The 20,593-nt window shown below is 68.7% G+C and carries 8 protein-coding genes; 7 read left to right on the top strand and 1 reads right to left on the bottom strand.

From position 1 onward, the window contains the following. Positions 1-107 precede the first annotated feature (107 nt). The 5 genes from HL658_RS26360 to HL658_RS26340 all read left to right on the top strand — a co-directional run bounded on the left by HL658_RS26360 (position 108) and on the right by HL658_RS26340 (position 14,262). Positions 108-653, top strand: coding sequence for a hypothetical protein (locus HL658_RS26360; protein WP_180284740.1), 546 nt, complete (start codon positions 108-110; stop codon positions 651-653). A gap of 16 nt (positions 654-669) precedes the next feature. After that, a complete protein-coding gene (locus HL658_RS26355; RefSeq protein ID WP_180284739.1) occupies positions 670-1,707 on the top strand; it encodes a hypothetical protein in 1,038 nt (345 codons plus the stop codon). Positions 1,708-1,837: 130 nt separating this feature from the next. After that, positions 1,838-6,712 carry an RHS repeat domain-containing protein gene (locus tag HL658_RS26350; protein WP_180284738.1) on the top strand — a complete coding sequence of 1,625 codons (4,875 nt, stop codon included), beginning with the start codon at positions 1,838-1,840 and terminating at the stop codon, positions 6,710-6,712. Next, positions 6,709-11,928, top strand: coding sequence for a type I polyketide synthase (locus HL658_RS26345; protein WP_180284737.1), 5,220 nt, complete (start codon positions 6,709-6,711; stop codon positions 11,926-11,928). The genes HL658_RS26350 and HL658_RS26345 overlap by 4 nt, the downstream gene beginning before the upstream one ends. Positions 11,929-12,102: 174 nt before the next feature. Next, positions 12,103-14,262 carry an ATP-binding protein gene (locus HL658_RS26340; protein WP_246337911.1) on the top strand — a complete coding sequence of 720 codons (2,160 nt, stop codon included), beginning with the start codon at positions 12,103-12,105 and terminating at the stop codon, positions 14,260-14,262. A 16-nt stretch (positions 14,263-14,278) separates the two neighbouring features. On the opposite strand, the gene HL658_RS37360 is transcribed toward HL658_RS26340, so the two are convergent. After that, the gene (locus HL658_RS37360) at positions 14,279-15,556 is read right to left on the bottom strand and encodes a heparin lyase I family protein (protein WP_180284735.1); all 1,278 of its coding nucleotides are present in this window, start codon (positions 15,554-15,556) and stop codon (positions 14,279-14,281) included. 462 nt (positions 15,557-16,018) lie between these two features. Between HL658_RS37360 and HL658_RS26330 the strand changes: the two genes are divergently transcribed. Then, positions 16,019-18,028, top strand: coding sequence for a methyl-accepting chemotaxis protein (locus HL658_RS26330; protein ID WP_180284734.1), 2,010 nt, complete (start codon positions 16,019-16,021; stop codon positions 18,026-18,028). A gap of 152 nt (positions 18,029-18,180) precedes the next feature. Then, entirely contained in the window at positions 18,181-20,580 is a 2,400-nt protein-coding gene (locus HL658_RS26325; RefSeq protein WP_246337909.1) for a sensor histidine kinase, read from the top strand. The last annotated feature ends 13 nt before the right edge of the window (positions 20,581-20,593 follow it).

Genomic DNA, 20,593 nt, shown 5'->3' with positions numbered 1-20,593 from the left:
ACTTAATCTTTCTAAGTTTTCCCAATAACGAATGGCCGGCGGGAGCGCCGGACACGGCACCGCGCCATGACCCTCCACCAAGGCTCCGGGAAACGAAGGAAGGCGACATGCGGACATTGCGAACCGGCATTTCCAACGAAATGTTCAAACACGCGAGAGGGGCCGGCATCGTCGGCAGCGTCTACGCCCTTGAACGCAACAAGGAGTGCGTTCCCTTCTCCTTCGACGGCAAGAAGTATGTCGTCGAATTCAACATCCCCTACATCCTCACCCAAGGCCAGCTCTACGAAGACATGCTGCTCGCGACCGAGAGCGGCGGCGTCTTCGTTCCCAAGCTGGAGCACCGGTACATCGACGTGATGCAGGTCGGCGACGATGACAGTCTGACGAATCTCTGCAACGTCGCCGCGGCGTCGGCCCCGCAGGATCCGGCCGCCTTCGCCGCCGTCTTGCGCGCCGCCGTGCTCGCCTACTACCGCTCGTCGCCGCACGCGAACCAGTATTTCTTCCGCGCCGACCCCACCACGAAGCCGATGCTGCTGTCCGCCTTCACCGATCTGCCGGATGATCTGAAGGACCGCTACACGGTCGAAAGCTACGCCGATCTGGCCGAGCCCTTCGTCGGGTTCTCGATCGTTTCCAACGCCCTGTGATCCGAGGAGGCCCAGCATGACCAGCACCATGACGTTGGACACCTTCCGGATCGGCATCGTCGGCCAGAACGAGTCCTACTCCAACCAGCTGTACGCCAACGGCAACCAGCAGCTTCCGGTCTTCATCAACATCCAGAAGCAGGTGTTCCAGAACAACCAGTGGGTGGCGGTGAACCTGTCCAGCAGCGAGGCGGCCAGCCTGCGGGTCGTCCAGTATTCCTCGTCCACCTCTCCCGCCCTGCCGCCGGGCTGGAGCATGGACACGTCCAGGAACCAGTACGACCAGGGCCTGCGCGGCTCCGCCACCCGATCGCTTGCTCTTCCGGACGCCGAGGACGGTGACGGTGAGGACACGGCGCCGGAATCCCGCAGCGCCGAGATGCGCGGGTCGTGGCAAGTCTTTTACCTGTATCTGCGCGCCGGCACCACGGTGACACCGGTGACCGACTACCAGTTCATGGCCTATGTGCGTCTGGATGACGGCACGGTGTACACCACCCATTCCACCGTCAACAGCAAGCCCTACGAGTCCAAGATCACGGTGAGCCCGCAGCGACCCTATGTCATCCGCGTCGACGAGATGCTCGATCGCGAAGGCAAGCCCAAGCGGGATGACGCCTATACATCGGAGTATTCGAAGGGATGCTACGTCGATGTGGACGTCTATTACTGGCCCCTGCCGAGCAGCCTGCGCGTCATGTCGCAGGAGTTCAGCAACATGGGCTGGTGGAGCAACAAGCTGGCCTACCCCTATGACAAGACGGATGATGGGCTGCGGATCGGTGCTGCCCTGAAGGACGGCGTCACCTCCCTGACGCTGGGCGACATCGGCAGCATGCCGTCGGGGGTGTCCGGCACCACCAACGTTCCCATCGTCAACGGCGCCGGTCTGTTGCGCGCCCTGCGCTACTCCTGCACCTGCTGCTCGAAGTCCAACTCCTACGATATGCTGATGAACTGGTCGGTCACCGACAATCTGGGCTGCGTCAGCAAGTTCGTGCTCAAGGCGAACAGCGAGGACAAGGGCAACACGCTCAACCTGCTCAACGCCTGATGCCGGAGGGTGCCGCCCTGGCGGGCGGCACCCTGCATCCCCTTCCAATCAGCGGGCACCGTGGTCGGGCCAAGCCGGCCGGCCGCGGCGCCGTTCCTTGCGACCGTCGCGCGCCACGGGGAGTCGACCCATGACCACGAACATCTATTCGAACGCCTTCAACTTCGCGTCCCATCAGGATGGCAAGGTCGATCCCCGCACCGGCATGTACAGCGCCGTCGTCCACCTGGTCACGCTGCGGCCGGAAGGCTGCACCCAGGCGGAACGCACGATCAGCCTGACCTTCTCCATGACCAGCCCGAACAACACCGGCTTCGGCATCGGCTGGACGATGAGCCTGACGACCTTCGATCCGCAGTCGGGGGTTCTGGCGCTGGGCACCGGCGAGCGGTTCGTGTCGCAGTCGCTGCCGCCCGTCGGCTACTTCCTGTCCTTCAAGGACAAGAAGCTGAAGAACGTCGAGGTGAAGCGGACCGACGGCAGCACGCTCACCGTCTACCACAGCGACGGCACCGTCGAGACGCTGCGGATTCCCGGCATCTCCGGCCCCTACAAGTGCGTGGCACTGGCCTTCGACAACGGTGAGCGGTTCGATTTCCTGTACGACCCCTTTGGCACGCTGCAACGGATCGTCAACGGCTCCACCGGCACCGAATGCCTGAGTCTCACCTACAACAACGGCATCATCGCCAAAGCGCGCTCCGTGGCACCCGGCGGTCGCAAGGCCGAAGTCGCCTTCACCGTCGCCAATGGGCTGATGGTCGGCATCACCGTGCCCTACGACAACACGAACGGAAACGCCAGCCCCCTCGGCCAGCCGTCCTTCGCATACAAGTATCTGGGCTTTGCAAACGGTTTGTCCGGCATCACCCAGGTCGACAACCCCATGGGCGGTGTCGACCGCATCGCCTACCAGGAGGACGGGCACCACTACCACAACGGCCAGTTCCTGCCCTTCGTCACGCAGTGGGAGCGCGATCCGGGATCGGGGCAGCCGCCGGTCGTCCGGCGCTATTCCTACAGCTCCGGCACCAACTTCACCGGTTATCCGTACAACGGCGGCTTCGCGGAGGACACCGACAACCTGTACCGGGTGGTGGGCGACTACGCCTACTGGAGCGAGGAGACGCTGATCGACCGCAACGCCGGCAACGCGATCCTGGAAAGCACCACCACCACCTACAACAAGTTCCACCTGATGGCGCGCGAGGAGGTCCGGCGCGGGGCGGCCACCCAGATCACCACCGTCACCTACAACGAGATCCCCGGCAAGCTGTTCCCCGACCAACCCCCCAACCTCCAGATCGCGCGCGAGATCAGGAAGTCCTGGACCACCACCGCCTCCACGACGTCGCGCAGCGAGACCACGATCATCGAGTCCGACGATTACGGCAACGTCGTCTCCAAGACCGAGCCGTCGGGCATCCGCAGCGCCTACACCTACTATCCGGTGGCCGGGGAGGCGGGCAAATGCCCGGCCGATCCCTTCGGGCTGTTCGTCCGCTACCGCAAACAGGAAACGGTACACCCCGCGGGCGGCAAGGGCACGGCCCGCGTCACCGGCTTCACGCATCTGCAGTGCCCGCGCCTCGGCGGCGGCTATTTCGTCCAGCGTTGGGTCGACACCGGCAGCAACGGCGTCGTGGCCACCTGCGCCTATGTCAACGACACCAGCCGTGCGGTGCTGCACGGCCGGCTGCAGACGATGGCCAGCACCCTGAATGGCGCCACGACGACGACCAACTTCACCTACGCGGTGTCCGGCGGCGCGCTGACCGAGACCCGCAGCATCGTCGGGCATGACGGGAAGCGCAGCGACGGCATGCGCCGCTTCGACCTGCCCACCGCCCAGCTTCTGGAGGTGCGCAAGCCCGGCGGAACCAGCTTGCGGCTCGACCTCGACATCATGGCGCGGGTGATCGCCGAGGTCGCGTCCCCCGGCACGTCGGCCGAGGCCGCGCGCCGCTACGAATACCGCTACGCCTCCGGATCGGGCGCCGGATTCGTTCCGGCACAGCTCCGTGTGACCGACGCCAAAGGCAACCGCTTCGCCACCCGCTACGACGGGATGGGGCGGTCCATCTCCTCGGCCGACGTCTCCAACGCCCAGTCCGAACGCCGGATCGCGGCCACCGCCTACGACCTGCGCGGTCGCAAGGTCACCGACACGCTCTACGACGTGGTGAACGGGCAGGAGCTGGCCCTGGTCACCCGCTATGCTTACAACGACTGGGACGAGGTCGCGCGCACCACCCGGCCCGACGGCAGCGTGGAGCTGTCCGACCGCAATTACGCGGACAACTCCGTCACCACCGGCACGCTCGGCCTGAACACGACCATCACCGACCACAACGAATTCGACCAGGTCTCCCGAGTCACGCAGGTGGACATGGCGGGTGGTCGGCTGGTGACGCTGCTCCGCGGCTACGACGGCTTCGGGCGCTGCACCAGCGTGACCGATGTCGACGGCAACATGTCGAGCTTCGAATTCGATGTCTTCGACCGCCTCGTCCGTTCGGTGACAACGCCGGCGGATGGCTCGGCCCCACGCACCGTCACCGCCACCTACCCGACGCACACCAGCGCCGATCTGTCCGCCACCATCGCGGTGAACGGCACCACGCTGGGCGCCCGCAGCTTCGACGGGCTGGGCCGGCTGACGACCGAGGCGCGCGCCGGCATGGCGGCGACCAGCTACGACTACAGCGGCGGCGGCATGCTGCCGTCGCGCAAGCAGTCGCCGCGCGGCTTCGGGATCGACTACACCTACGACGCCGCACTGGAGAACGTGACCCATGTCTCCTCCGGCCAGCAATCGCTGAGCAGCTTCACCTACGACGGGGTGTCGGGGCAGGTCGTGTCGGCGGGTGCACCGGCCAACAGCCGGCGCTACAGCTACAACACCTACGAATACCCCGTGACCGACACGCTGACGATCGGAGGGACGGAAAGCGTCAGCCGCTACACGCATTCCCCGGGCGGCCGGCTGCTGCGCTTCGAGGCACCGACCGCCGATGTCGAGACGCGATCCTACGACAGCGCGGGTCGTGTGGCGGGCATCGTCAACGGCCCCTGCACCATCGCGACGGAGTATGACGGCTATGGACGCGTCGTCGCCACCACCGCCACCCAGTCCGGGGTGACGCTGCGCACGACGCTGGCCTACGACAGCTACGGGCGCGAGGCGTCGCGCACCTTCATCCTGAACGGCGCCACCCTTCAGACGGTCAACCACGAGTACCACCGCAACGGCGACCTCAAGCGGCGGTTGACCCGCGATGGCGCCGGCACGGCGTTGAGCGACGAGAGCTTCGGTTACGACGGCTTCTCACGCCTGATCTCCTACCGGTGCATCGGCAGCCATTACCCGTCCGACACGCTCGGCCGCGAGGTGGCGGAGCAGAGCTTCACCTTCGACGCCTTCGACAACATCACGCGGGTCGTCACCAAGTTCCGCGACGGCACATCCAACACCAGCACACGCAGCTACAACCCGGCGGTTCCGGGCCAGCTCGTGGAGATCGCGGACACCGCCCCCGCGGCGCGCCACAGCCTGCGCTACGACGAGGCCGGCAACCTGATCGACGACGGGCATGGCCAGACCTTCCGCTACGATGAGCTGGACCGTCTCAGCTTCAGCTCGCTGGCCGGTGACTACGGCTACGACGCGGAGAACCGGCTGCTCACCCAGAAGGAAGGCTCAGCAACACCGCTGACCCTGCATTACGGCGGCAGCCGCGTGGTGGGCGAGACGCAGGGCGGCGCGTCGATCCGTTACCGGCGCGACGGCGAGCAGGTGCTGGGGCGCCGGCTGCAGCCGGCCGGCGGCCCGGCGGTCGACGAGCTGAACGCGGTGGACGAGTCCGGCAGCGTGGTGGATGTGGCGAGCGCCGGGAAGGTGCTGGGCCGCATGTACACCCCCTACGGCGAATCCGGGCCGACCGGCGTCACGCCGGCAACGCCGCTGATCGAACGCAACCGGATCGCCTTCAACGGCGAGCGGCTGGACGGGGCGGCCAATCTCTACCACCTCGGCAACGGGCGCCGCGCCTACAGCCCGCAGCTCATGATGTTCCTGTCGCCCGATCCGCTGGCGCCTTTCGGCGGCTCCGGCTACAGCGGCTACGGCTACGCCAACGGCGACCCGATCAACGCCATCGATCCCACGGGGCTGGCGAGCGGGAAGAGCATCTTCAGCATGATCTTCTCGGGCCTCGGCCTGATCCTCTCGATCATCCTGTTCGGTGTCGCGATCGCCGCGGCGATCCCCACCGGTGGGGCATCGCTGTCGCTGCTGGCGGTCGTCGGCGCCATCGGTGCCGGGCTGGGGGTGGTCGGCGCGGTGCTGGACGTCACCTCCGCATCGATCACCCTGGCCGACGAGATCAACGGCTGGGACCGTTCCGACGTGACCAACGCACTCGGCATAGCCTCTTTCGTGTTCGGTGTCGCGGCGCTCGTGACCGCCGGGGCGACCGGCATCAAGGAAGGCGTGTCGACCTTCGGCAAGTTGGCCGGCTCGGCGCAGAAGACGGTGTCCAACGGCTTGGCCTCCACCGTCGCCACGGCCACGCTGGGCAAGGCCAGCGGCGCGCAGTTCGTCACCAAGGTCACGACCTCCTACCGGGTTGGCCAGGGGCTCAAAGCGGGCATGGCGAGTTTCATCGGTCTGTCGGAAAGCAAGCTCGTCAATGTGCTGGCGCTCACCAGCTTCGGCATGGGCATGGCCGGCATGGGCATGGGAATCCAGGGCTTCGTGGAGGGTGCTGCGTCCGGTGGCGGTGCCGGTCCCAACGCCGGAGGCGCCATCGGCACCGGCCAGAAGGAGGCTCCGCTGCCGTCCCGCAATGGCGAGGACAACGCCCCGATCCAGCCCTACCGGCCGGTGATCCCGCGCTTCGAGGACGCGGTCGCCAGCCAGCGCGGCTACGACCGCGAGTTCGACCGTCAGGTCGGCCGCATCCGCGGTTCCTACGCCCGCGAACTCTACAGCGGTCGGGCATGAGCCGCATTGCCGTCCTTGGGCTGTCGGGCCGCTTTCCCGGCGGTGCCGAGTCCCCCAACGCGCTGTGGGCGGCGCTCGAAGCCGGCCGCGATCTGGTGGGGGAGGTGCCGGCCGACCGCTGGCGGGCCGACGCCTTCCACCGCCCCTTCCACGCGATGGCGGTGCAGCCGGGCAACGGCCTGACCCATCCGAGCCGCCAGGGCGGCTTCCTTGGTGATGTGTCGGGATTCGACGCCGCCTTCTTCGGCATCGCACCACGCGAGGCCGACGCGATGGATCCGGCCCAGCGCCTGCTGCTGGAGGAGACTTGGCGGTGCTGGGAGGATGCCGGCCTTCCCCCGTCGCGCTGGGCCGAGCGCCCGGTCGGGGTGTTCGTCGGCGGCTTCACGCAGGACTACCAGCTGCTCCAGCTCGGCGATTCCAGCGGTGAGGCGGTGTCGATGCACACGGCGACCGGGGTCATGCAGACCCTGCTGTCGAACCGCATTTCCCATTGCTTCCGCTTCACCGGGCCGAGCCTGACGGTCGACACCGCCTGCTCGTCGTCGCTGGTGGCGCTGCATCTGGCGGCGGAAAGCCTGCGGCGCGGGGAATGCGAGCTGGCACTCGTCGGCGCGGCGCAGCTCCAGCTCGCACCGCACTACACCGCCATCGAGGGGATGGGCGGTTTCCTGTCACCCGGCGGGCGGTGCCGGGCCTTCGACCGCCGCGCCGACGGTTATGTGCGGGCGGAAGCCGTGGGAATGATTCTGCTGGCGCCGTTGGACGAGGCGGTGCGCCGCGGGTGGCGCCGCCGCGCGGAGGTGGTGGCGACCGCCGTCAACCACAACGGCCGGGTCCCCGGCGTGACCCTGCCCGACCCCGCCGCACAGATCCGCCTGATCGGTGCGGCCCTTGAGCGCGCAGGCCTGTCTCCCGACGAGATCGGCTATGTGGAGGCGCATGGCACCGGCACCCGTGCCGGCGACCGGGCGGAGGCGGCGGCCCTGGGCGTCGCGCTCGGCCGGCGGCGCACCCATCCGCTGTGGATCGGGTCGGCCAAGACCAACCTGGGCCATGCGGAGGCGGCGGCCGGGCTGGTCGGGCTGATCAAGGCCATCCTCTGCCTGGAACACCGCTCCATCCCGCCGCATCTGCATTGGGAGCGGACACCGGACGACATCGACCTGCCCGGTCTCGGCCTGCGGTTGCCCCTGCGGTCCCAGCCCTGGCCGCAGGCTGGCCGGTTCGCGGGCGTGAACTCCTTCGGCTTCGGCGGCACCAACGCGCACGCCATCGTGGGGCCGGCACCCGACGTTGGCCGGTGCCCCACCGTGCATCGCCACGGCATGCGCCCGCCCCTGCCCATCGCCATGGCAGGGCCGACGCGCGCGCATCTGCCGCTCCAGGTCAAGGCCATGCGCGACCATGTGGCCGCAGGCGGCATGACGGATGGCGACTCCTTCGCGGACCTCGCGGCGGCGGCTCTGGACCGGCGACCGCCGCATCCACACCGGCTGAACCTGCCGGCCGGGGATCGGGAAGCGCTGCTTGCGGCCTGCGATGCCTATCTGCGGGAGCCGGACTCGACGATCTGGGCGCAGGGCGAGGCCGTCGGCGGACGACGGCTCGTCTGGGTCTTCGCCGGCATGGGGCCACAATGGATCGCCATGGGCGACGGGCTGACGGTGGCCCGCCCCGTCTACCGGGAGACGCTGGAGGCCTGCGACGCGGTGTTCACGCGGCTGTCGGGCGTGTCTCTGCTGGAAGAGACACGCCGCGCCGGGCACGCGGGCGACCCCATCACCACACCACGGCTCGCCCAGCCCTTGACCGTCTTTTTCCAGATCGCGCTGGCGCGCCTTCTGGAATCCTGGGGCATCAAGCCCGATGCCGTGGTGGGGCACAGCGTCGGCGAGATCGCCGCCTTCCACGCGGCGGGCGCCCTCGACCTCGACACGGCGATCACGCTGGCCTTCCACCGCAGCCGCCTGCAGGACCGTCTCGACGGCACCGGGGGCATGCTGGTGGTGCGGCTGGGGGAAGCGGAACTGCACCCCCGGCTTGCCGCCCACATCGGGTTGGCCGTGGCCGCGGTCAACAGCCCGACGACCATCACCGTGGCCGGGTCACGCGGGTCGCTCGACGCGCTGGCCAAGGATCTGAAGGTGAACCGCGTTCCGTTCCGACGCATGGACGTGGGTGTGCCCTATCACAGCCCGGCCATGGACGCGATCGCCAGCGAGTTCCGCGCCGCCGTGACGGGGTTGGAATTCCGGGCGCCGCAGGTGCCGCTCGCTTCCACGGTCACCGGAACCGCGGTCGGAGACCTCCCCCCGGCGGATTTCGCCGAGTACTGGTGGCGGAACCTGCGGGAGCCGGTGGCCTTCGCCGCAGCGGTGACAGCGCTCGCCAACGATGACGGCGCGGTCTTCCAGGAGATCAGCGCCCATCCGACGCTGCTCGGCCATGTCACGGAATGCACCCGGCGACCGGTTGTCGCCACGCTTCGCCGTGGCACCGCCGACGCCGCGGCAATGGCGGAAAGCCTGGGCCGGCTGGACGCGCTGGGTGTCGGGCCAGATTGGTCGGCGGTCGCGCCGCCCCCGGAGACGCCCTTGGTTCTGCCGGCCTACGCCTGGGACCGCCACCCCCACTGGTCCGAGGCGCCGGCCATGCGGACTTTCCGCCTCCGACCGCTGGAGCATCCCCTGCTCGGCGTGCGACGGCCCGGCCCCGACCCGACTTGGGACACCGACCTGACACCCCGTCCGGGTTGGAACTGGAACGATCATCGCGTCATGGGCCGACCGCGGGTGCCGGCCGCCATGTTCATCGAGATGTTCGATGCCGCGTGGCGTGCCGCGACCGGGGATGCGCCGGTGCGCTTCGCGGATCTGCGCTTCCACCGCGCCGCCCTGTTCGAGGAGGGGGATGCCGTGGTCACCACTATGGTCGATCTCACGTTGGGAGTCCTGCGAATTCAGGACGGACGGAGCGGCGACATCCTGGCAAGCGCCACCGCCCTTTCCGCCCTGCCGACCGCAGGGGCCCCTCCTCTGGACGTCGGCGAGCAGACCGCCTCCTGGCCATACGACTGGTCGGCGGAGCGGTATTACGACGCACTGCGCGCGCTCGGGCACGATTACGGCGACTCCTTCCGCTGCATCGACGGCATCCGCTTCACCGAAACCAGCGGTCGCGCGCGGCTGAGCGGGGAAACGGTGCCGGATCTGCGTCTTCCGCCGGTCCTTCTGGACGGCGCGCTCCAGGCCATGCTGTTCGTCGAGGTCGCCGCCCGGACCAACGCCTCCGCCTCCCTGAACGACCGCGTGCTCGTGGGGGTGGAGGAGGTGACCATCCTGCGGCCGATCGTCGAGGCATCCTTCCCGCTCCAGGTCGCAGCGGAGCTGGTGCGCCGCGACGAGGAGGAGACGGTCGGCGACGCGGTGCTCTCCGACGCGCAAGGCAGGGTTCTGGCCACACTGCGGGGAGTGACGTTGCACGCCATGCACGCGCCTTCCGCCTTCGTGGGCGGCCGCACGTCCGCCGAGGCGCTGTACACGCCGGTCTGGCGCCCCCTGCCCCCAGTCCCGACCCCGGCCGCGGCACCGCCGATCCGGCACTGGACGGTGCTCGCCGACCGCGGTGGCTGCGCAACGCGCTTCGCCGACGTCCTGGCCTCGATCGACGGCGCGGACATTCACATTGCCCATGATGGCGTGCCCGCGGCGGCCGAGGGGGTCGTCATCGATTTCCGCGCGCTGGACGAGGCGGCGGACCCGAATGGCGAGGATTCCGGCCGGATCGCGGCGCTTGCCGCGCGTCTCGCCGCCACCTGCGCCCGGCTGGCCCCGCCCGCGCGGCTGTGGACGGTCACCCGTACGGCCTTCGCCGCCGACGGCCCGGGATCGCCGCTCCACCGCGCCCTGTGGGGCCTGTGCCGCACCGTCGGCGGGGCCGAGCGACGCGAAATCTTCGGCGGCATCGTGGATTTGCCCGCGGAGCCGCCAGACGGATGGTGCGCCTCGCTGGCCGCGCTGCTCGCCGCGCCACCCGCCACGCAGTTGCGCATGACCCCGGCCGGATCCTGGGAGGAGCCCGGACTGGAATCCCGATCGGGCACTGTGGCGCCACGCCCGCGCTTCCGCACCGATGCCGGCTATCTGATCACCGGTGGGTTCGGCGCGCTCGGATCGCAGGCCGCGGATCATCTGGTGGAGGGCGGTGCGCGCGCGTTGGTGCTGGTGGGCCGCGTTCCGCTGCCACCGCGCTCAGCCTGGAACGGGCCGCTGGCGCCGGCCCTGCGGCAGCGCATTGCTCGTATCCGGGCGCTGGAACGGCGCGGGGTCCGGGTGCTGGCCCTGGGGTTCGACGTGGCGTCGGCGGAGGGATGGAACGGATTCACCAGGGCGCTGGAGGAGGCCGGCTTTCCGGCCGTCCGCGGCGTGGTCCATACGGCCGGCGATTTGGCCGACAAGGCGCTGGCCACAACCACCGCCGAAGAGCTGGAGCGCGTCATCGGGCCGAAGGTGGCCGGCCTGCATCATTTGCTGGAGCGGATCGACGTCCGGTTCCTCGATTTTCTGCTTCTCTACTCGTCCATCGCCAGCCTGCTGCCGGCCTATGGCCAAGCCGGTTACGCCGCGGCCAACGCCTATCTCGACGGGTTCGCGGAGCGGCTCCGGCGTGCCGGCGTCCCGGCGGTCAGTCTCGGGTGGGGGCCGTGGACCGAAGGCATGGCAGGACGGGGAGACATGGCGGCATCTCTGCGCGCCCGTGGCTTTCTTCCCTTCACCCCGCGGGAGGGCGGACAGCTGCTGGAGCGGGTGTGGGCGGAGTCGGCGCCGGCGATCTACGCCGTATCTGCCGATTGGCCGGCACTGGCGCGCCAACGCCCTGGCGACGCGTGGCTGTTCGAGACGTTGACCGGCCCGACCCTGCCGGACGCGTCGGATCGCGAAGGGTTGCTTCCGGGCGGCCTCGCCAGCCTTACGCCCGAACACCGCGAGGCTGTGGCCCTGGACTATATGAAGCAGCTGGCGACCCGCTGCCTCGGCATGACCGGCGGGGTGGTGACCAGGGACAGTGTGCTCGCCCGGATCGGCGCCGATTCGCTGATGGCGGTTGAAATGCAGGTGAGGATCGCGGCCGACTGGGGTGTCGAACTCGCCATCTCCGAGCTGCTCGACCAGCAGCCGCTGCATCGTCTTGCCCGCCGCCTCGCCGCCGGCTGATCCGGCACCCCGGGACCGTATGGCTCCGGTCTGCGGAGGCGTGCACCGGACATGAGGTGCATGATCGTCGCCTATGACCCTTGGCTGGGCTGCCGCCGGAACAGGGCAGGGTATGCTGACGCCCGGAATCGTCCCCAATCCCGCGGAAACTTCCCGCCTATCCCACAGACGAGCATGTCCGGGTCGCAGCAGCCGCTTACCCTCCCGGCCACATTCGCCGACTCGACACGCGCCCTGCGCCTGACGATGGTGGCCAGTATCCTTGTGCCAGTGCTGATGTTCGTTGCTGTCGCACTCTATGACCATGAACGGATCATGGAGGATGCGATCCACGAACTGGAGCGGACGACCGCCATACTGCACGAGCATGCGGAAAACGTGTTTTCTTTCGCCGATATGGCGATCCGGCAAGCGAGTCTTGCCGCCGACGGTCTGGACTGGCGGCAGATTGCCGCCTCCCGGAAGCTGCACGACTTCATCGCAGCGACGAACGAACACGCGCGGGTCCTGTCAGCGATCGTCTTCATCGACCCTGAGGGGCGCCTTGCCCAACACTCGAGGGTGTTCCCGGTCGAACCGCTGCGGCTGGACGACCGGGCCTATTTCCGACCCCTCGTGGATGGGTCGAGCGATCTTGAAATCTCGGAAGCGGTCAATGGGCGGGTCAGCGGGCAGACGGTCTTCGCACTGGCACGCGCCCATACCCCCGGCCCTGGCCCCGGCCAGCAACGTGGCGTGGCCGTCGCCTCCATCCGGGTCGACACCTTCCTGTCGATCTATCGCGAAGCGGCGCCGCAGCTGAACCACTCCGTTGCGCTCGTCAAGTCGGACGGCACCTTCATCGTTCGCGACTCCCAATTGCCGCCACCGGCCGATGTCAGGCCGGCCGCGAGCCATTACTTCATGCGTGCCATCGAAGGCAACGACCAAGGCGTCTTCGAAGGCGTTTCCGCGGTCGATGGCGTCCGCCGCATCGTCGCCTTCCGCAAAGTGGCGGCTTACCCGCTTTATGTGGCTCTCGCAGTGGGCACGGACGCCATCCTTGCCGAATGGTGGACCAACATGGCGCTCTACGGGGCGCTCTGCCTCGGGGCGGCGGTCTCACTGTTCCTCACGGCCGCCCTTGCCCTCCGGCGCACGGCGGCCGAGCGCGTTGCCTTGATGAATTGGCAGACCGAGGTCGAACGCCGCGAACAGGCCGAGAAGGCGTTGCGGGAGGCCCAGAAGATGGAAGCCGTGGGCCAGCTTTCCGGCGGCATCGCGCACGACTTCAACAACCTTCTCCAGGCGCTGTCCGGCTGCCTCATCATGATCGAGCGCCGGGCATCGCAACCATCGATCCAGCCGCTTCTGGAGGCCGGGCGACAGGCGGTGGACCGTGGAGCCAAACTGACACGGCAACTCATGGCCTTCGCGAGGCGCGAGGCGCTGCGCCCCGAACCGGTGGACGTGCGTGACCGTTTGCTGACGATGTCCGAACTTTTGTCAGGGGCTTTGAGAGCGAACATCCGTCTGGAGGTACGGCTCGAACCGGGACTCTGGCCGGCCGAGGTCGATCCGACGCAGCTTGAACTGGCGGTGCTGAACCTTGCCATAAACGCGCGCGATGCGATGCCGGATGGTGGATTGCTCACCATCGAGGCCGCCAACACGCACCTCCAACCCGGCAGCGATCACGGCGGATTGCGCGGCGAGTTCGTTCGGCTCACCATCACCGATACCGGAATCGGCATGTCCGAGGACGTCGCCGTACGGGCCTTCGAGCCGTTCTTCACGACGAAGGAGAAGGCGCGGGGCACGGGGTTGGGGCTGAGTCAGGTGTACGGGTTCGCACGTCAGTCGGGCGGGGTCGCCCGGATCGACTCCGCTCCGGGCAAGGGCACCGCCGTCACGCTGCTTCTGCCACGCTGCACCAAACCAGTTCTTCCGCCGGTTCGTCCGGTCGAACACGACGCGCCGGCAACAGTGCGGCACGTGCTGCTGGTGGAGGATGACCCGATCGTCGCCGCCGTGATGGCCGCGGCTGTGGTGGAACTGGGATACCAGGTCTCCAGGGCTTCCTCGGCCGAGGAAGCCCTGGCCATACTGTCCGATGGCGAACCGGTGGACCTGCTCTTCACCGACGTGGTCATGCCGGGGGAGATGAGCGGGCTGGATCTGGCCCGCAAGGTGCGCCGCACCCGTCCGGACTTGCCGGTGCTCGTCACCACCGGCTACAGCGAGGAGATCGCCCAAGGGTCGGGCTTCCACATCCTGCCGAAACCCTACGACATGAGGACCCTCGCCGAGGCGGTTTCCGCGGTGCTATCCCGAGTGACGCAGGGGAACGCCTGACCGCCGATGGACGGCGTCAGGCCACTCCGTCGTGACCCTGCAGCAGGACATCGTCACCGAGGTGGAGTGACGAAGCCGCCACCCCGTCCAGGTGGAACAGCGTCTCCGACGGTTCACCGCCCTTTCCATCGACATCGAGGGTGACCAGCGCGGCCGTCCCCGACTGCACGAAGTGCAGATGTTCGGCGCTCAGCCCGTGCCCGAACTCCGCCTTCACCGCCTGATCGAGGGCGGTCAGGTCGAGGACGTCGCCGGGGCCGAAATCGGTGACATAGTCGATCCCTTCGCCCAGCGTGGCCTTGACATAGCGGTCGTGCCCGCCGCCGCCGGTCAGGATGTCGATCCCGCTCCCGCCCTTCAAAACGTCGTTACCGCCGTTGCCGATCAGGTCGTCGTTCCCCGCACCGCCAGCGATCGTCTCCCCCTCAGCACCACCGACCAGCTTGTCGGCTCCGGCCGTCCCCGTAAGCCCGCTAGCTTTTGCCGGCGCGGCCGGGGCCGCGGCAACGCCTGTTGCGCCCGGTGCCACGGTTGCGTAGTCGGCATCGGATCCGCCGACGCGGAAGTCGTCGATGTAGACGGTGCGGCTGTCCGGCCCTGTGTCGGTGCCGTTGGCCCAGTCATATTTGTAGAGGCCCATCTTCAGATAGGGGCCGGTCGCGTCGTTGAAGGCGTTGGCGCCCTTCAGGTCGGCGATGATCTCGCCGTTCTTGTAGAGCTGCAGGTAGCCGCTGCCATCGTGGTTCCACTTCACGTGCCAGACGAGGTCGGTCCACTTGCCGATGTCGCCGTCGATCTTGCCCAGGTCGTACTGCTTGGAGCTGTCGTAGCGCCCCTCGCCCGACCCGGTGGTGATCTTGCTGCTGTCGGAGCGGACGATCAGGTTCAGGTGCTGCTCGCCGTTCTTGTTCACGACCTGCAGCGCCACCGGCGGGCTGCGCCACGCCTCGCCCGGGTCCGGCTGGGAGTGGAACTGCATCAGCACGGTGTCGACCTTATCGACCTGCTTCCATCCCTCGTCCAGGAACAGGCGCATGCCGTACCAGTATTCGTGGCCCATCTTGGCGAACATGCCGTTATTGAACTCCGCCGTAGGCAGCTTCGTCGGCTGGATCTCGGTGCGATAGGACACGCGGCTGTCATAGTGGTCGAGAGTGACCTCGGCGGCACGCTGGCCGGCGATGGTGGCCAGCGTGGTGTCAGTGTTGCCGGAGTGTTTGAATCCGAGCGCGCTGACGATCGAGCCGCTGTCGAAGGTCTGCTCGAACAGAAGACCGGTGCGGGCGGTGGCCATGTCTGGCGTCTCCAAGGTTGTCCCATCGGGAATTGAGCCGTTCGGTCGGGATGACGGGACGTCCGGCCGCTCCTGGCCGCCGGTCTCCGGATCGGCACTTTAACCACCGGGTTCTGGATACCCCGCCGGTCCCCACCGGCTCCATGTGTCGAGGGGCACCATAAACAGTTCCGTTGGGGCAAAAGTCGGACATGTGCGCGTAAAATCTCGGGAATATGCATCGCTATTTTTCTCGAATTTGAGATGAATGGATCCGGCTCCTACTCGGTCTTTGGCTTTATGACTGCTTCTTTGGACCGAAAACTGGCCCATACCCCCGCCTGCATTGATGCCGCGGGCAATCGTCTTTTGAACGAAGACGCTTTTCGCAGTTGCGGAATAGCACCGGCCAGCCTTAGCCTTTCGAATGTGTGCGAAATGCATCCGGGTTACCGATCCCAGCCCATCGAGGAGCAGCCGTCCATGAGCGTGTTCCGCCGCTTCAGCATCGGCACGAAGATCACCCTCGCCAGCACCGCGGTCCTCGCCTTTGTTCTTCTCATCGGCGCGGTGGCGGTGTTCGCCCTGACGCAGGCGCGGACCGGGTTCGCAAGCTATCGCTCCCTGGCCGATCACACCAACGAACTGGCATTGATCCAGGCGGATCTTCAGGAAACGCGCCTGCATGCCCAAAGCTTTCTTCTGACCGGGGCCCCGGAAGCGGTCGCCCGCGTGCGGGACACCGCCGCGCAGGTCGGCGCGATGATCGGACAGGCGCGCGGGCACGCGGCGGATGCTGCAACGGTTGCGGCGCTCGATGCCATGGCCGAGCGGCTCAAGTCGTTCGAAGATGCGTTCGCGCAGGTGGCCGAACTCAACGAGAAACGCCGAGCCGCGGTGGCGGACATGACCGAGATCGCACCGAAGATGGAGAGCGCCCTGACGGCGATCCTGGACAGCGGCAACGTCGACCGCGATCCGGTCGCCTTGTTCCTTGCTGGGTCGGCGTTGCGGCACGCGCTGACCGCCCGCATCGAGGCGAGCCGGTACCTGACGGACAGCGTGCCGGAACGGGTAGAGGCCGTACGGGCGGCCGTTCGAGCGGCGCGGGATGTCGGCAATTCCATGATGGGCAAGCTGGAGGGTCTGGAACGACGCCGCAGCGCCCAGTCCTTCATGGCGCTCCAGCGTGTGTACACGACCGCGTTCGAGACGCTGGTCGTCACAACGGAGAAGCGCAACGCCCTGGTGCGTGACGCCATCGGCACCACCGGTGCGGCCGTCGCCGACGAGGCGGCGCGGCTCAAGGATGACAGCACGACGGCGCAGCGGTCGCTCGGCGAGTCGGCTGCCGAGGCGATCGCCGGCGCCTCCACCCTGACCATCGGTGCCGCGGTCCTGGCCATACTCCTTGGTCTGGCCAGCGCCATCCTGCTCGGCCGTGGCCTGTCGCGTCCGGTCGTTGCGATGACCCGCAGCATGGAACGTCTGGCCGGAGGCGACCATGGCACGCCGGTCCCCGGCACCGATCGCGGCGACGAGCTGGGCGGCATGGCGCGGGCCGTGGAGGTCTTCAAGGAGGGCATGATCCGCGCCGAAGCCCTGGCCGCGGAGCGCGCCCGCGACGATGCCGCCAGACAGGCACGGGCCGAGCGCATCCGGGCGCTCACGGCCGCGTTCGACCGCGAGGCGCTGGAAGCGATCGGCCGCGTGGCCGCCGCCGCCGACCAGCTCCACGCTACGGCCGGAACCATGACCTCGACCGCCGACGCCACGTCCCGGCAGGCAAGCGTCGTGGCGGCCGCCTCGGAACAGACCACCGTCAACGTGCAGACCGTGGCCGCCGCGGCGGAGCAGCTTTCCGCCTCGGTCGCGGAGATCGCGCGGCAGGTGGCCGACAGCAACCACATGGCCGGCGACGCCGTCCGCGCAGCCCGCAACACCGACGGCACGGTGCGCGGTCTCGTCGAGTCGGCGCAGCGCATCGGCGAGGTGGTGGAGATGATCAACGAGATCGCCGGCCAGACCAACCTGCTGGCCCTGAACGCCACCATCGAAGCTGCGCGGGCCGGCGAGGCCGGGAAGGGCTTCGCGGTGGTCGCCAGCGAGGTGAAGACACTGGCGAGCCAGACCGCGAAGGCGACCGAGGAGATCGGCACCCAGATCGCCGGCATCCAGGAGGTGAGCCGCAACGCCGCCGCAGCCATCGCGGAGATCGGCGAGGCCATCGGGGAGATCGCCCGCATCACGGCGGCCGTGACCGACGCCATCGCCCAGCAGCATGACGCGACCGGCGAGATCAGCCGCAGCGTCCAGGAAGCCGCACGCGGCACGCAGGAGGTCAGCGGGACCATTGTCGGGGTGTCCCAAGCGGTGACCATGACCGGGGACAGCTCGCGCGAGCTGCTGGCCGCGGCGGGGGGGCTGACCAGCGACGCCCAGGAACTCCGCCGCTTCGTCGCACGCTTCCTGGAGGATGTCCGCGCCGCCTGAACCCGGCGGATATCACCGACTTCGCGCAGGCGCGGCCCGGTGGTGGTGACGATCTGTTTACGGGGTTGGGTCCATACCAGGGCATTCCGTCCGTCGTTCGGAGTCCCTGTGCCCAACCCCAAGTCCCCCGCCACCGTCCGGCGGGCGCGCCCATGAGGATACGCTACCGCATCGCCCTGGTCGGGGGCGTGCCGGTCGCGGTCGCGGTGGTGATTGCGGTGGCTGCGGGCCTGCTCCTCGGACGGAGCGAGCGGGTCTACGAGGCCGCCGTGCTGTCCGGTTCCGTCCACCGGCACGTCATGGATGCCACGGCCGCGCGCATTGGCTACCTTGAGGCCGCGCCGACTGAGCGCAGCGCCAGGGCAGGGCGTTTCGCGGAGTCGTCCGCGGCCGCACGGGCCGGGCTGGACCGGCTGTCCGGCATGATGGGGCCTGCCGACCGGCCGGCGGTGGCCGATGCGGGCCGGGTGCTCGACCGGTATGTCACGCTGATGACCGGCTTCATGACAGTGGCCGCGCGGAACGACGGGTTGGTCAACGACATGGGCCGGCACGCCGCCACCCTCACCAGCCTCACCGACCGGGCGCGGCACCGGCAGCACGCGTCCAACGTCGACCTGCTCGCCTCCCTGACCGACGCGGACCGGCGGCTGCACGACAGCCGGGACGTGGTGGAGCACGTCCACGACACGCGCGAGGCGCTGTTCAAGCTCAGACGCAGCGAAGGCGACCTGCTGGCCGGTCTGGCCGTTCCGGGCAGCCGGTCGGTGTCGATCCGCGACGTCCAGTCGGAAAGCCGGGCTCTGCTGGAGTCCGCCCGGCAGCTGATGGAGACCCTGCGCCGGACCGATCCCGCCGCGGTCGGGCGCTATCCCGCCGTCGAGGCGGCCGACCGCTACGTGATGGCGGTCGAGGCGGTGGTGGGCGCGGTGGCGGCGCTGGGCGGCGGGAGCGCCGCGGGGACGGACGCGCGGCTGGCCGACGCGCTGCGTGCCAGCACCGCCGCCGCCGCGGTGGTCGAGACGATGACGGCCCGCATCCAGACCATCAAGTCGACCGGCTATTCGGCGATCCAGGACGAGGTGGTGCAGCTTCTCGCCTACTCGATCCAGGCCAACGACACGGAGCAGGAGACCCAGAACGTGGCGGTGGTGGCACTCCGCCTCGGGCAGCGGGCGACGAACGCCGTCACCGGCCGCGACGCGGACGCGGCGGAGGCGGTGGTGGCCGATGCCGGGCTGCTGCTCGGGGTCGTGCGCGGACTGCCGATGTCCCCCTTGCTCCAGGACGAGGTGGTGGCCGCCATCGGCAACTGGCGGGACAGCCTGGGCAAGACCGCGTCGGGCCTGCGCGCGCTGAACGCCACGCTGGCCGACATGGACCAGGACGCCGCCACCATGACGGAGGCGGCCCGTTCTCTCGACGAGACCCTGCGCAGCGAGGCGGCGCGCATCGGCTCGCTGCTCACCACCATCCTGGCGGTGGGGGCCACCGTCGGCCTTCTGCTCGGCGGCGGCACGGCCTTCCTCGTCGCCCGCTCGATCAGCCGGCCGGTGCAGCGGCTCCAGGAGCAGATGATGCGGCTGGCCGACGACCCGCTGGCCGGCCGCATCGACGGGACCGGCCGCCGGGACGAGTTCGGTGACATGGCCCGCACCGCGGCCTTCTTCGTGCGCGAGATCGGGCTCAGGGAGCGGGCGCTGCTCCGCGCCAAGGAGCGGGCCGATCTGGCATTGCAGGAGCTGCGCGTCACCCAGGACGAGCTGGTCCAGGCCGAGAAGATGGCGGCGCTGGGCCAGCTCGTGGCCGGCGTGGCGCACGAGATCAACACGCCGCTCGGCAACGCGCTGATGGGGGCCTCCCACCTGTCGAACCGGCTGGAGGACATCGTCCGCACGGCCGCCGGCGGTGCCATGCGGAGGGCCGATTTCGATGCGTTCGTGACCTCTTCGGAGGAGGTGTCCCGCCTGCTGATGCAGAATCTCGGCCGGGTGGCGGAGCTGGTGCAGCGGTTCAAGCAGGTGTCCGCCGACCAGACCAACGACGAGCGCCAGCCGTTCGACCTGCTGACCTGCCTGCTGGATCTGGCGGAGGGGCTGCAGCCGTCCTGGCGGCGGGCCGGCCATGCCCTCCACATCGATTGCCCGGAGCGGCTGGTGATCGACGGGTACCCCCGCGTGCTCACCCAGATCCTGACCAACCTCGTCGTCAACTCGCTGCTGCACGGGTACGAGGACGGGCGTGCCGGCACCATCACCCTGCAGGCCCGCGCACCCGACGAGGACACGGTCGAGCTGGTCTACCGCGACGACGGCCGCGGCATCCCGCCCAACCACCTCGACCGCGTCTTCGATCCCTTCTTCACCACCCGCCGGGCCGGCGGCAGCACCGGGCTCGGCCTGCACATCGTCTACAACCTCGTCACGGCGCGGCTCGGCGGGCGGGTGACCGTCGACAGCGAGCCCGGCCGCGGCGTGCGCTTCGTCATCCGTTTCCCCCGCCGCGTCGTGGGGTCCCCGATCCCTGCCCCGATCCCCGCCCTGACCCTGTAGCGGATCGCACCGG

It is taken from the genome of Azospirillum oleiclasticum, from assembly GCF_013423485.1.
Classification (GTDB): Bacteria; Pseudomonadota; Alphaproteobacteria; order Azospirillales; family Azospirillaceae; genus Azospirillum; species Azospirillum oleiclasticum.
Note: the sequence above shows the minus strand (reverse complement) of the source record. Positions and strands in the feature narration are given on the sequence as shown.

Bases quoted from the DNA above. Each gene is read 5' to 3' on its own strand.
- HL658_RS26360 (WP_180284740.1), top strand. From the start codon at position 108: ATGCGGACATTGCGAACCGGCATTTCCAACGAAATGTTCAAACACGCG.
- HL658_RS26355 (WP_180284739.1), top strand. From the start codon at position 670: ATGACCAGCACCATGACGTTGGACACCTTCCGGATCGGCATCGTCGGC.
- HL658_RS26350 (WP_180284738.1), top strand. From the start codon at position 1,838: ATGACCACGAACATCTATTCGAACGCCTTCAACTTCGCGTCCCATCAG.
- HL658_RS26345 (WP_180284737.1), top strand. From the start codon at position 6,709: ATGAGCCGCATTGCCGTCCTTGGGCTGTCGGGCCGCTTTCCCGGCGGT.
- HL658_RS26340 (WP_246337911.1), top strand. From the start codon at position 12,103: ATGTCCGGGTCGCAGCAGCCGCTTACCCTCCCGGCCACATTCGCCGAC.
- HL658_RS37360 (WP_180284735.1), bottom strand. From the start codon at position 15,556: ATGGCCACCGCCCGCACCGGTCTTCTGTTCGAGCAGACCTTCGACAGC.
- HL658_RS26330 (WP_180284734.1), top strand. From the start codon at position 16,019: ATGAGCGTGTTCCGCCGCTTCAGCATCGGCACGAAGATCACCCTCGCC.
- HL658_RS26325 (WP_246337909.1), top strand. From the start codon at position 18,181: ATGAGGATACGCTACCGCATCGCCCTGGTCGGGGGCGTGCCGGTCGCG.